Origin of the sequence: Massilia atriviolacea (genome assembly GCF_003953935.1) — a bacterium.
Taxonomy (GTDB): Bacteria; Pseudomonadota; Gammaproteobacteria; order Burkholderiales; family Burkholderiaceae_D; genus Telluria_A; species Telluria_A atriviolacea.
The window spans coordinates 414108-426131 of record NZ_RXLQ01000001.1; the positions used below are offsets into that span (position 1 = coordinate 414108).

At 67.4% G+C, this 12024-nt stretch carries 11 protein-coding genes; 8 read left to right on the top strand and 3 right to left on the bottom strand.

Annotated features, from left to right (window positions below; all coding sequences use genetic code 11):
- Nucleotides 1-92: 92 nt before the first annotated feature.
- Nucleotides 93-1145 carry an AI-2E family transporter gene (locus EJB06_RS01735; protein WP_229426882.1) on the bottom strand — a complete coding sequence of 351 codons (1053 nt, stop codon included), beginning with the start codon at nt 1143-1145 and terminating at the stop codon, nt 93-95.
- A gap of 240 nt (nt 1146-1385) precedes the next feature.
- On the opposite strand from EJB06_RS01735, the gene EJB06_RS01740 reads away from it, so the two are divergent.
- A complete protein-coding gene (locus EJB06_RS01740) occupies nt 1386-2549 on the top strand; it encodes a tyrosine-type recombinase/integrase (RefSeq protein WP_126072269.1) in 1164 nt (387 codons plus the stop codon).
- A gap of 30 nt (nt 2550-2579) precedes the next feature.
- On the opposite strand, the gene EJB06_RS01745 is transcribed toward EJB06_RS01740, so the two are convergent.
- On the bottom strand, nt 2580-2864 hold the full coding sequence (locus EJB06_RS01745; RefSeq protein ID WP_126072270.1) for a hypothetical protein: 285 nt from the start codon (nt 2862-2864) through the stop codon (nt 2580-2582).
- A gap of 361 nt (nt 2865-3225) precedes the next feature.
- On the opposite strand from EJB06_RS01745, the gene EJB06_RS01750 reads away from it, so the two are divergent.
- The 7 genes from EJB06_RS01750 to EJB06_RS01780 all read left to right on the top strand — a co-directional run bounded on the left by EJB06_RS01750 (nt 3226) and on the right by EJB06_RS01780 (nt 10029).
- Nucleotides 3226-4248, top strand: a complete 1023-nt coding sequence (locus EJB06_RS01750; protein WP_126072271.1) for a hypothetical protein — start codon at nt 3226-3228, stop codon at nt 4246-4248.
- Complete coding sequence (locus EJB06_RS01755) at nt 4241-5455, top strand: cation:proton antiporter domain-containing protein (protein ID WP_126072272.1); 1215 nt, start codon at nt 4241-4243, stop codon at nt 5453-5455. Before EJB06_RS01750 ends, EJB06_RS01755 begins: the two co-directional genes overlap by 8 nt.
- Complete coding sequence (locus EJB06_RS01760) at nt 5448-6656, top strand: YbdK family carboxylate-amine ligase (protein WP_126072273.1); 1209 nt, start codon at nt 5448-5450, stop codon at nt 6654-6656. Before EJB06_RS01755 ends, EJB06_RS01760 begins: the two co-directional genes overlap by 8 nt.
- On the top strand, nt 6653-7318 hold the full coding sequence (locus EJB06_RS01765; protein ID WP_126072274.1) for a response regulator: 666 nt from the start codon (nt 6653-6655) through the stop codon (nt 7316-7318). Before EJB06_RS01760 ends, EJB06_RS01765 begins: the two co-directional genes overlap by 4 nt.
- Nucleotides 7294-8640, top strand: a complete 1347-nt coding sequence (locus EJB06_RS01770) for a sensor histidine kinase (RefSeq protein WP_126072275.1) — start codon at nt 7294-7296, stop codon at nt 8638-8640. The genes EJB06_RS01765 and EJB06_RS01770 overlap by 25 nt, the downstream gene beginning before the upstream one ends.
- Nucleotides 8637-9623, top strand: a complete 987-nt coding sequence (locus EJB06_RS01775; protein ID WP_164557772.1) for a serine hydrolase — start codon at nt 8637-8639, stop codon at nt 9621-9623. Before EJB06_RS01770 ends, EJB06_RS01775 begins: the two co-directional genes overlap by 4 nt.
- A gap of 82 nt (nt 9624-9705) precedes the next feature.
- A complete protein-coding gene (locus tag EJB06_RS01780; RefSeq protein ID WP_126072276.1) occupies nt 9706-10029 on the top strand; it encodes a BON domain-containing protein in 324 nt (107 codons plus the stop codon).
- Between the two features lie 69 nt (nt 10030-10098).
- On the opposite strand, the gene EJB06_RS01785 is transcribed toward EJB06_RS01780, so the two are convergent.
- Nucleotides 10099-11781: a long-chain fatty acid--CoA ligase gene (locus EJB06_RS01785; protein WP_126072277.1), complete on the bottom strand. Its 1683-nt coding sequence runs from the start codon at nt 11779-11781 to the stop codon at nt 10099-10101.
- Nucleotides 11782-12024: the final 243 nt, after the last annotated feature.

Genomic DNA, 12024 nt, shown 5'->3' on the forward strand with positions numbered 1-12024 from the left:
TGTGTTGGGAGGGCGCGACGAAAACAGTCGTGCGTATTGACGCGCGCAGGCAGCGCCTGGCTACCTGCGGCAGGGGGAAACGGGCGGGCGGCTCAGGCCGCGTGCTGGTCCGGAGCGGCCGGCGCGGGGTCCGGCTGCGCGCCGCGCAGCCACCAGAACAGCACCGCCATCATGAAGGGACCGATAAACAGGCCGAGCACGCCGATGGTCGAGACGCCGCCCAGCAAGCCGAAGAGCACGGCCAGGAAGGGCAGGTTGACGCGCTGGCCGATCAGCTTCGGGCGCACGAATTTATCGACCAGGAACAATTCGAACGCGCCCCAGCAGAACAGGCCGAGCGCCGGGCCGGGATGGCCCTGTCCCAGCAGCAGCAGCGATACCGAGGTGAACGCCAGCGGCGCGCCGCCCGGTATCAGCGCGAGGTAGCCGGTGATGACGCCCAGCAGTACCGGGGCGGGCGCGCCGGCCACCGCGTAGGCCAGCCCCAGGACCACCCCTTCCAGGATCGCCACCGAGCACAGGCCCAGCGCGGTGCCGCGCACGGACAGCGGCAGCAGGCGGCGCAGCACGGGGTAGTGCTTCGGCATCAGCCGGTCGCCCGCGTGATCGACGTAATGCGCCACGGCGGGGCCGTGCAGGTACAGGATGAACAGGGTGAGCATCGCCAGGAACAGGTACAGGGCCTGGGTCAGGATGGTCGCGCCCAGGGTGCGGGCGGTACCGGTCAGGAAGGGCACGAAGTCGCCCGCCGTGGTCTGGATCAGGGTGCCGAGTCCGCCCGGTTGCGCCAGGTGCTGTTCCCACCATTTCAGTGCCGAGGCGGCGACCAGGGGCACGCGCGCGAGCCATTCCGGCGCCGGCACGCCGGTCTGGTTGATCTGGCCCAGCAAGCGCTCGACCGTGGCCAGCTCGTTGCTGAGGGTATTGAACAGGAACACGGTCGGTCCCATGAAGCTGACCACCAGCACCGCAACCAGCGAGGCCGCGCTGGCCAGGCGCGACCATCCGCGTCGCAGCAGCCGTTCGTGCAGCGGCCAGGTGATGACGGCAAGCAGTCCGGCCCAGGCCAGCGAGCGCAGGAAATGCTGAAGCAGGAAGGCCAGCGCAATCGCAAACAACAATGGCAACAAGGGAAATTTGGACATGCCGTCGACTCCGGGAAGCGAATAACGTTGCCGATCGACCCGGACCAGCCGGGCGATGCATCCGGCGCCTGTGGCGCTCGCGGAAAAGGCGGCAGATTATACCTCTTATATAGCCACCGATGAGCCATGAAACGGCCGCGGCCGACAGCTCGGGACGGCCATTGCGCCGCGTCCGGATGCGTACCAGGAAGTGGCCGAAATGCTATACTGTACGTTAACACAGTACCCGACCCATTCCGCATGCACAAATTCACGCCGATCAACCTGGAACCGGTGGCCCGCAGCGGTCCTGTTCCCAGCGAAACCAAACGCCCGGACATCGGCATTTTCCACGTGGCCGACGACGCCATCACGAACGCCGCCACCGACAGCGAAATCGCGCGCGAATTCATCGCCCACGGCGAACTGAGCGAAAAGTCGATCGCCAACACGCAAAAGGAATTGTTTCGCTTTCTCACCTGGTGCCGCGAAGAAGCGGGCCGGTCTTTCCACCAGCTCAGCGTGGCCGACCTGAACCTGTACAAGGAATTCCTCAAGAACCCGCCGCCCGACTGGGTCGCCACCACCAAGTGGCCGCGCACCGATCCGCGCTACCGCCCGTTTACGGGGCCGCTGTCGGATGCCAGCCGGCGCCAGGCGATGATCGCCGTCAAGGGTTTGCTGGCTTTCGCGGAACAGACCGGCTACATGCGGCGCAATCCGGCGCGCCTGGTCAAGAATGTCAGGGCGCCGGTGGCCAGCCGCATCACGCGCTACCTGACGCCGGACGCCATCGCGCTGGCCCTGGCCACGGTGTCGGCGCGCGCCGCCGACACGCCCTCGGCCCTGCGCCGGCGCGCGCGCGACCGCTTCCTGCTGGTGGCGTTCACGCATACGGGCGCGCGCCTGAACGAAATCGTCAGCGCGCACATGGGCGCGATTTATACCGAAGGCAACGGCCGCTGGTGGCTCGACGTCATCGGCAAGGGCAACAAGCCGCGCCGCCTGCCGGTGCCGCCGGACATGCTGGACGCCTTGCGCGACTACCGCCAGGCGTACGGGCTGCTGCCGCAGACCGCGCGCACCGACCGCACGCCGCTGGTCCTGTCGAGCCGCACCCATTCGCTGGCGCGCATCACCGACGAAGCGGCCGCCCAGGCGCTCAAGGCCGTGTTCGGTGAAGCCGCCTCGGCCGCCGCCGCCCGGGGCGACACGGAAACCGCCGCCGTGCTGCGCCAGGCCTCGCCGCACTGGCTGCGCCACAGCATGCTGACCAACCATGCCAACAACGGCGTGCAACTCAAAACCCTGCAGGATACCGCCGGGCACGCCAACATCGCCACCACGGCGGCCTACCTGCACAAGACCGACAACGAACGCCACGACGAGATCCTCGCGTCGGTGATCGGCAGGGGCGCTGCCTGAGCGCCCATCTCAGCAGATCGGCCCCAAGCGCTACGTTTTCCCGCCATCCGGGCCGGCAGCGACGGCGCGCGCATGGATGAGCAGGGTAATTTCCACCAGGTGGCTCGAATACAGCTGCGCGAGGCTGTCGACCAGCGCGGCCAGCGCGTCGTCCTGTGGGCCGAAACTGAAGCGCGACGGCGACTCGGCGCCGGCCAGCATGCCCGCTTGCCGCAGCGCGTCGAGCACTTCCCGGGCTGCGGCAGTCTGGATATACAGGCGTTGCGCCAGCTCCGCTGCGGACCACGGGGCCGGCGCGCTGGCATGCAACAGCATCAGCGCTTCGAGGTGCGGTACGGAAACAAGATGCTCCGCGATCAGGCGGCGTACCGCGCGAGGAATCGGTTTTTTCGCCATTGTTGCGGTGGTACGGAACGGTGCAATGGCCGCCCGTAATGTTTAAGGGGCAATAATTGTATATCGAGGATACGCAGGCGCGCAGCGGTTTTCCGCCGCGATATGGCCTATTTCAACGATCGGGCAAGAAAGCGAAGTCACTAAGTATTCGCTAAGTGAGCCGCTCTACCATGGCTGCGCCGGCATGCACGACGATGCTGCGCGTCAACACGCCCATCATGCGGAGGAGAGCATATTGCCCCGACAGTTTAGCCCCGGTACGTCCTTGTTATGCAGCATATTGCCAGCCGTCTTCGTGGCGTTCGCCTGGCCTGCCGGCGCCATCGCCGCGACGACGCGCAAGGCGCCGGAGACCGATGTCGGTACGCAATTGCGCGCGCTTGCCCAGCAACGGCCGTGGGCCTGCCCCGACCAGGGCGGCGCACAGGCGCCCGGACCGGGCCTGAGCGGCGGGCAAGCCGAATGCGCCTGGCAAAACCGTTTGCGCATGCGGCGCTGGAGCGGTGCGGGCGCAGCCGTGCCGGGAGCGTGCGTCAGCGCGCAGGCGCACTGGTGGGCCTGGGCCCGCGCCGGTACCGGGGCGCCGGTCTGGCGCAGCGGCTGGACCAGCCAGAGCATCGTCGACGAGCAGGGGCCGCTGAAACGCATCGTCGCGCTGCGCCGCCTGGACGACGGCGGCTGGAACGTGACGGAGTGGCGCTGGGACCCGTCCGCACGCGCCGCCACCCGGCGCTGGCAGGAGCAGCGCTGGGCGCTGCTCAAGGCCAGGGCCGCGCAATGGCAATCGGCTCCCGAGCCGGCCTCGGGAGCGGCCGAGGCGCGCATGCTGCAGCGCGTCCTCGAAGCGCACCTCGGCGGGCGCGTGGCCGAGGCTGCCGGGCAGGCCTGGCAATGGCCGGCGCAGAACCTGTGCATCGGCGTCGACGCCCTCGGGCTGGGCCAGCAACTGATGCAACTGCCGTACGCGGCCGACGACAGCCGCCGCGAGCAGCGCGCCGCGATGCAGCTGCAACTGGCGCGGCGCTATCCCAAGGCGACCTGGCTCACGCCGTTCAGCCTGGTGCCGGCGGCGCCGCATGCCCGTGGCGGCGCCAAGTTCCACGCCGTGTGGATCGAAAACACCACCCTCAAAGGCCAGCTGTGGATACCGACCAGGGGCGACGGCCCGCTGGTGCGGCTGCGCCTGGTCACCGCGCTGGCGCCGGGCGCGGCGGCGCAGGACGAAGCCCGTGCGCGCGCCGAACAGCTGATGCTGCGGGAATTGCGGGCGCTGGCCGCGCGCTGGGTGGCCGAACATGAATGAGGACGTTGCAACGCTGCCGCTGTGGCTGCTGTCGCCGCTGGCCGTCATCGGCGCGGGACTGCTGCTGTCCCAGGTGATCGGGGTCGTGCTGCAGGCGCGCGGCCTGCCCAAGCTGTACGGCGCGGTGATCGCCGGCCTGCTGCTCGGGGTAAGCGGCGCCGGCATGGTCGACGCCGCGCTGCTGGCGCAGTTCCAGGAACTGTTCAATGCGGCCTCGGCGCTGGTCCTGTTCGAAGTCGGGCGCAAGATGGACCTGGCGTGGCTGTGGCGCAGCGGCCGCCAGGGTGGCGCGCTGGTACTCGGCTGCGTGCTGCGCGGCATGGGCGCGTGGGCGCTGCTGGCGGCCTTCGGCCTGGGCTGGGGCGAGGCGGCCTTCATCGCCGCCATCCTGATCGCCGTCAATCCGGTGGTGTTTACGTCGATGGTGTCGGACTCGAACGCGAGCGGCGTGGCCACCTACGCGGCGGCGAACACGGTCGGCATCAGCAACCTGCTGGCCTTGCTGGCCCTGTCGCTGTCGCTGGCGTGGATGCGCAGCCATAATATCAACGCCGAGTTCGGTTTCGGACGCGAATTGCTGCGCCAGGGCAGCCAGCTCGCGCTGGGCGTCGCCATCGCGCTGCTCTGTTACGGCCTGTACGCGCTGGCCGCGCGCATCTCGAAGGCCCAGGCCGGATTGCGTCCTGGAATCCTGCTGGCCGCCCTGATGATGGACCTGGGCCTGTGCTCGGTGACCTCGGCCAGCGCGCTGTTGTCGCTCCTGCTGATGGGACTGCTGCTGCGGAATGCCGAAACGCGCGACAATGTGTTCCAGGCCCAGGTCAAGACCGCCCAGGATATCGGCTATGCGCTATTGTTCATGATGTCGGCCGCGCTGGTCCAGGTGCAACAGCTGTTCCAGTGGCTGCCGATGCTGGCGGCGCTGCTGGTGTTTGCACTGCGCATCGGGCTGACCCGGCTGGCCCTGATGCCGAGCGCTGCCTGGAGCGGCAACAAGAAGAACGCCATTGCGCTGTCGCTCTGCTCGCTGGTCAGTTTCGGCTCGCTGGTGGTGGATAATTCGATGAGCGGGGCGTCGTACATGAGCGAGGGCGCGGCCGCCGTCATGGCGGCGCTGCTGGCCCTGAACGTGCTGGCCGGACCCGGCCTGACCTGGTGGGGCCTGAAGCTGGCCGACGAAACGCACGAAGGAGATGAACATGGCTGACGCCGTCACGGAACAGGCGCACCTCGCCGCCGCGCAGGCCCTGGCGGTGGCCGGCCAGGGACCGGCCTACCTGCCGCCGTTCACCGAATCGCGACTCGGGACGATGGGCATCGAACTCGAACTGATGGTGCTCGACCGGCTCACCCACGACCTGATGCCGGCCGCGCCCGACATCCTGCGCCTGCTCGACATGCAGACCAAGAAATGGATCGCCACGCCCGAAATCACCACCTCCATGCTGGAAGTGGCCAGTTCCATCCTCGGCAGCTATGCCGAAGCGGCCGCCGAGATCGAGGAAATCCGCGCCAGCGTGCAGCGCGCCGCCTTCCAGGTGGGCGCGGCCATCTCGGGCGGCGGCGCCCATCCTTTCCAGCGCTGGAACGAACAGCGCATCTATCCGAAGGAACGCTACCGCGAGTCGGCCAGGAAGTACGGCTACCTGGCCAAGATGTTCACCGTGTTCGGCATGCACGTGCACGTGGGCGTGCCCAGCGCCGACGAAGCCATTCGCCTGTGCGCCTGGCTGACCCAGCGCGCACCGCTGTTCATTGCGCTGTCGGCCAACTCGCCCTGCTGGCAGGGGGAGGATTCCGGCTTTTGCAGCGCCCGCAGCAATGTGGTCGGCGCCTTTCCGATGAGCGGCACCATGCCGTCCCACATCCGCAGCTGGCACGATTTCGAGCAGCATTTCGCGCGCCTGGCGGGCCATGGCATCGTCAACAGCATCAAGGATTTTTACTGGGACGTGCGGCCCAAGCCCGAATTCGGCACGATCGAACTGCGCGTGCTCGATACCCCGCTGCATGCCTCGTATGCGGCCGCGCTGGCCTGCTATGCGCGCGAACTGTGCATCGAGGCCTACCAGGCGCCGGGCACCTGGCCGAGCGACGATTCGCGCGAGCTGTACGCCTGGAACCGGTTTAACGCCGCCAAGGACGGGGTCGAGGCGGTCTGGATCGATCCCTGCACCGGGATCGGCCTGCCGGTGCGCCAGGTGGTGCTGGACGACCTCGAACGCCTGGCCGCGCGCTCGACCGACCCCGGCTTCCCCGAGGCGCGCCGCACCATCGGGGAACTGATGGAGAGGGGCGGGCAGGCGCGCTGGCTCAGGGCCCACCTGGACGCCGGCTCGGGCATGAACGACCTGGCGCGCGTGGCCAGCGAACTGTTCGACCGCGCGCCGGGCGGGGCGGGCGCATGAGGGTGCTGCTGGTCGAGGACGACCCGATGATCGGCAGCGTGGTGCAGCAGGAACTGCGCGACGCCGGCTACGCGGTCGACTGGGTGCGCGACGGCCAGGCGGCGCTGACCAGCATCGCCGTGGCGCACGGCTACTCCTTCGTGCTGCTGGACCTGGGCTTGCCCAGGATGGACGGCATGGCGGTGCTGCGCGCGCTGCGCCTGGCCCGCAACGATGTGCCGGTGCTGGTGCTGACCGCGCGCGACGCCACCGACGACCGGGTGGCCGGACTCGATGGCGGCGCCGACGACTACCTGGTCAAGCCGTTTGCGATGAGCGAGCTGCTGGCGCGCATGCGCGCGCTGACCCGTCGCAAGGAGCAGGCCATCGGCCCGAACCTGAGCAACGGCATCGTCACCCTCGATCCGGCCACCCACGAGGCCCGGGTCGGCGAGGTCGAGGTGCGCCTGACGGCGCGCGAGTTTTCCCTGTTGCAGTCCCTGTTGCTGCGTCCGGGCGCGATCCTGTCGCGCGCCGAACTCGAAAACCGGCTGTACGGCTGGAACGAAGAGGTGGAAAGCAATGCGGTCGAATTCCTGATCCATGGCCTGCGCAAGAAACTCGGCGCCGAGGTCATCAAAAATGTGAGGGGTGTCGGATGGATGGTGTCGAAGGGCCGCTAGGGGCCTCGCTGCGCTGGCGCCTGTCGCTGTGGCTGACATTGGCGATCGTGGCGATCGCGGCCGGCACCGGCGTCATTTCCTATGTCTGGGCGACGGCGGAAGCGCACAGCCTGCAGGACTTGCAATTGCGCCAGACCGGCTACCTGATCAGCCGCCTCGATGCGGTGCCGGCCTCGCCGCTGGCGCGCGAAAAGGTGGGCGACGTCGACTTCGATGCGCGCGTGGTGGTGCGCTTCCTCAATTCCGGCAACGGCAAACCGGCGGCCACGCCGCCGCGCCCGCCGGTGTTTTCCAGCCTGCTCAGCGACGGCCTGCAGACGGTGTTCGTCGGCAGCGAGCAATGGCGGGTCTTCGTCAAGACCAACGCCAGGGGCGTGCGGGTCGCGGTCGGCCAGCAGACCACGGTGCGCGACGCCGCCGCCCGCGCCAGCGCCATGCGCACCCTGACCCCGATCCTGCTGCTGGTGCCGGTGCTGGTGTTGCTGGTGGGGGTGCTGCTGCGGCAAATGTTCAAGCCGTTCGAGACGCTTGCCGCCGAACTTGGCGGGCGCAGCGAAGCCGAGCTCGGCCCCTTGCGCCATACGGGCCTGCCGTCGGAAGTCTGGCCGTTCGTGGTGGCGATCAATGCGCTGCTGGTCAGGATGGGCCGGTCGCTGGCGGCGCAGCGCCGCTTCATCGCCGATGCCGCGCACGAGCTGCGCTCGCCGCTGACGGCGATGTCGCTGCAGGCCGAACGCCTCGGCGCGGCCAACATGCCGCAGGAAGCGCGCGCGCGCCTCGACGCCCTCAGCGCCGGCCTGCAGCGCACCCGCATCCTGCTCGACCAGCTGCTGACCCTGGCGCGCGCCCAGGAAGCGCCGCGCGAGACGGCCGCCACGGTCTCCATCGCGCTGGTCATTCGCGAGGTGCTGGAAGACCTGATTCCGCTGGCCGAAGCGAAGCAGATCGACCTGGGCGTGATCGGCGAGGCCGACGGCGACATCCGGGCGCGCCAGGTCGACCTCAAGGTGCTGGTCAAGAACCTGCTCGACAATGCCGTGCGCTACACCCCGCCCGGCGGCCGGGTCGACCTGGCGGTGCGGCGCGAAGGCGGCGCGCTGATCTTGCAGGTGGACGATACCGGCCCGGGCATCGCGCTTGACGAGCGCGAGCGCGTCTTCGATGCCTTCTACCGGGTCCTGGGCAACGGCGAGATCGGCTCGGGCCTGGGCCTGGCGATTACCCGCAGCGTCGCCGAGAGCATGCAGGCGAGCATCGCCTTGTCCGATGCGCGGCCCCCGCAAACGGGGCTGCGGGTCACTGTCACATTCAGGCAAGCATGAAACTATCCATTCCAGTCGCGATCGGCGTGGCGGCCATGGCGCTGGCCGTGCTGGCGGCGCCGGCCCTGGCCCGCAGCGCCAGGGCCGGCGCCCACGCGGTCGCAGGCAGCGTGCGCCACGCGCAAGTGAAGCCGATTGTCAAACTCAAGGCGAAGCCGAGGGTGCGGCTCGCCAAGCGCAAGGACGTGAGCGGGCGCAAGGCTGCGTCGCGCCACCGCGCGAGCGCGCCGCGCCAGGTGACGCTGGCCGCGCTCAGGTCGAGCGCGGTGCTGATTCTCGATCCGGCGGCGCACAAGGTGCTGTACCAAAAGAACGCCGATGCGGTCATGCCGATTGCCTCGCTCACCAAGCTGATGACGGCGCTGGTGGTGATCGGGGCCGGGCAGGACCTGGGCGAGATGCTGACGGTGAGCGACGCCGACGTCGACCGCCTCAAGTACTCTTCCTCGCGCCTGAAGGTCGGCACGCGCCTGACGCGCTCGGGCATGCTGCACATTGCCCTGATGAGTTCGGAGAACCGCGCGGCCTCGGCCCTGGGGCGCCATTATCCCGGCGGCACGCCGGCGTTGGTGCGGGCCATGAATGCCAAGGCGCGCGAGCTGGGCATGGGACGCACGCGCTTCGTCGAACCGACCGGCTTGTCGAGCCTGAACGTGTCGACCCCCGAGGACCTGGCCAAACTGGTGCTGGCGGCGCAGCGCGAGCCCCTGATCCGGCGCTATTCGACCGATCGCGACCATACGATCGCGCAAGGCCGCCAGTCCACGCGCTACCGCAACTCGAACCGCCTGATCGCCAGTCCGGGCTGGCAGATCGGCACCCAGAAGACCGGTTACATCTCGGAAGCGGGGCGCTGCATGGTGCTGCACGCAAAGGTGAAGGGACGGGCGGTGGTGATGGTGTTCCTCGACTCCCAGGGAAAGTTTTCGCGCGCCAGCGACGCCAACCAGGTACGCGCCTGGCTTGTACGCGCGCGGCGCTGACGCCGGAACCGCCGGCGATTTTTTCGATCCAATCATGGTTGCCCGGATTCTCGGGCCGGATCGTATTCCTATGGAGAACGCCATGAATCTTGCCAACACAAGCAGATCGACTGTCATTCGCAGCATCTTCCTCGCCGCCGCCCTGGCGCTGTCAGGCTGCGCGTCGGCGCCGGCCGACCGCTCCGTCGGGGTCGTTGTCGAGGATGCCGCCATCAGCACCCGTGTCAAGGCGGCCCTGGCCGGCGCCCCGGATGTCAAGGCGCGCGATGTGCAGGTCGAAACCTATCGTGGCGTCGTGCAATTGAGCGGATTCGTCGATTCCCAAGAGAACGTACGGCGCGCCACCGATGTGGCCCGGCGTGTCGACGGCGTGCGCGAAGTGAAGAACGACCTGATCGTGAAGTAGCGCCCGCGCCTGCCCGGCGAGCGCGGGCAGGGCTGCCTGGCGCAGGGCTTCCGCGCCAGGCTGTTTCGCTTACGCGACCTTCTTTTCGTCGCGCAGTTCGCGCCGCAGGATCTTGCCGACGTTCGACTTCGGCAGTTCGGTACGGAACTCGATGAGCTTCGGCCGCTTGTACCCGGTCAACTGCTGTTTGCAGAAATCCATCAACTGCTCGGTGGTCAGCTGGGGATCCTTGCGCACCACGTAGAGCTTGACGGCTTCGCCCGAATTGTCGTCCGGCACGCCGATGCAGGCGCATTCCAGCACGCCCGGATGGGCGGCGGCGACGCCTTCGATCTCGTTCGGGTACACATTGAAGCCGGAAACGAGGATCATGTCTTTCTTGCGGTCGACCACCTTGATGTAGCCCTTGGCGTCCATGATGCCGACGTCGCCCGACTTGAAGTAGCCGTCCGAGGTCATGACCTTGGCCGTCTCGTCGGGGCGATTCCAGTAGCCGACCATGACCTGCGGTCCGCGGATCGAGATTTCGCCGGCTTCGCCCAGGGCGACCGGATTGCCCGCGTCGTCGAGGATGGCGATCTCGGTGGAGGGCAGCGGCAAGCCGATGGTGGCGCTGAAGGTGGTGGCGTCGGTCGGGTTGCAGGTGGCCACCGGCGAGGTTTCGGACAAGCCGTAGCCCTCGACGATGGTGCAGCCGGTAACGCTCTTCCAGCGTTCCGCCACGGCGCTCTGGACTGCCGTGCCGCCGCCGTTGCACACCTTGAGCAGCGAAAAATCGAGCTTGGCGAAGTCGGGATTGTTCAGCAAGCCGTTGTACAGGGTGTTTACGGCCGGCAGCATGCTGATCTTGTGGCTGGAGAGGGTCTTGACCAGGCCGGGAATGTCGCGCGGGTTGGGAATGAGCACGTTGAGCGCACCCAGGCGCGTGCCCATCAGGCAGCAGCCGGTCAGCGCGAAGATATGGTACAGCGGCAGCGCGCACACGATGGTCATGGACTCGACCTTGGGCGCCTTGTTCAGCGCCGGCTGGGCCCAGGCTTCGTTCTGCAGAACGTTGGCGACCACATTGCGGTGCGAGAGGGCGGCGCCTTTCGACACCCCGGTCGTGCCGCCCGTGTACTGGAGGAATGCAATGTCGTCATGGCCGAGCGTTGCCGGCGACAAGGGCATGCCGGCCCCATCGGACAGGGCCTGCTTGAAGCGAATCGCGTGTGGTAAAGAAAACGCAGGCACCATTTTCTTGATATTACGCACGACGAAATTGACGATCATGCCTTTCAGGCCGCCCAGCATCTCGCCCATGCTGGTCACGACCACATGCTTGATCCTGGTTTTGGTGATGACCTGTTCCAGCGTCGTGGCGAAGTTTTCCAGGATGATGATCGCTTCCGAACCGGAATCGTTCAACTGGTGCTCCAGTTCGCGCGGCGTATACAGGGGATTGACGTTGACCGCGGTGTAGCCGGCGCGCAGCACGGCCGCGATCACCACCGGGTACTGCAGCACGTTCGGCATCATGATGGCGACGCGCGCGCCCTTTGCCAGGCCCCGGCTCTGCAGCCAGGCGGCGAAGGTCTTCGACAACTGATCGACTTCGCCATACGTCATGTACTTGTCCATGCACACGTAGGCATTGCGCTGCGCGTATTTCTGGAAAGACTCTTCCATCAAATGCACGAGGGACCTGTACTGCGTGGGGTCGATCTCCGCCGGCATGCCCTTTGGGTAGGATTCAAGCCAAATCTTTTCCATCTCCGTCTCCGTTCTCTTTTTGTAATAGGAATGGTGTGGCGCACCGGAATTGCGGCGGCACGTCTGACGGGAACCTGGGGAACACCTCCGGCCTGCGATTGCGCTTTTGAAACGACATTGACGCCGCTCGCGACGGTGTTTTCGGGCTTCCCTGACGTGAGCTGCAAGGCGGTGCTTATTATTGTTGCAATCGATGCTAGCGAGCGCCTGACTTGATAGCAAGCTTTATTGAAAAAATTCGAA

Excerpts from the sequence above, each read along its gene's own strand:
- EJB06_RS01735 (WP_229426882.1), bottom strand. The coding sequence starts at position 1,145 with ATGTCCAAATTTCCCTTGTTGCCATTGTTGTTTGCGATTGCGCTGGCC.
- EJB06_RS01740 (WP_126072269.1), top strand. The coding sequence starts at position 1,386 with ATGCACAAATTCACGCCGATCAACCTGGAACCGGTGGCCCGCAGCGGT.
- EJB06_RS01745 (WP_126072270.1), bottom strand. The coding sequence starts at position 2,864 with ATGCTGTTGCATGCCAGCGCGCCGGCCCCGTGGTCCGCAGCGGAGCTG.
- EJB06_RS01755 (WP_126072272.1), top strand. The coding sequence starts at position 4,241 with ATGAATGAGGACGTTGCAACGCTGCCGCTGTGGCTGCTGTCGCCGCTG.
- EJB06_RS01760 (WP_126072273.1), top strand. The coding sequence starts at position 5,448 with ATGGCTGACGCCGTCACGGAACAGGCGCACCTCGCCGCCGCGCAGGCC.
- EJB06_RS01765 (WP_126072274.1), top strand. The coding sequence starts at position 6,653 with ATGAGGGTGCTGCTGGTCGAGGACGACCCGATGATCGGCAGCGTGGTG.
- EJB06_RS01770 (WP_126072275.1), top strand. The coding sequence starts at position 7,294 with ATGGATGGTGTCGAAGGGCCGCTAGGGGCCTCGCTGCGCTGGCGCCTG.
- EJB06_RS01775 (WP_164557772.1), top strand. The coding sequence starts at position 8,637 with ATGAAACTATCCATTCCAGTCGCGATCGGCGTGGCGGCCATGGCGCTG.
- EJB06_RS01780 (WP_126072276.1), top strand. The coding sequence starts at position 9,706 with ATGAATCTTGCCAACACAAGCAGATCGACTGTCATTCGCAGCATCTTC.
- EJB06_RS01785 (WP_126072277.1), bottom strand. The coding sequence starts at position 11,781 with ATGGAAAAGATTTGGCTTGAATCCTACCCAAAGGGCATGCCGGCGGAG.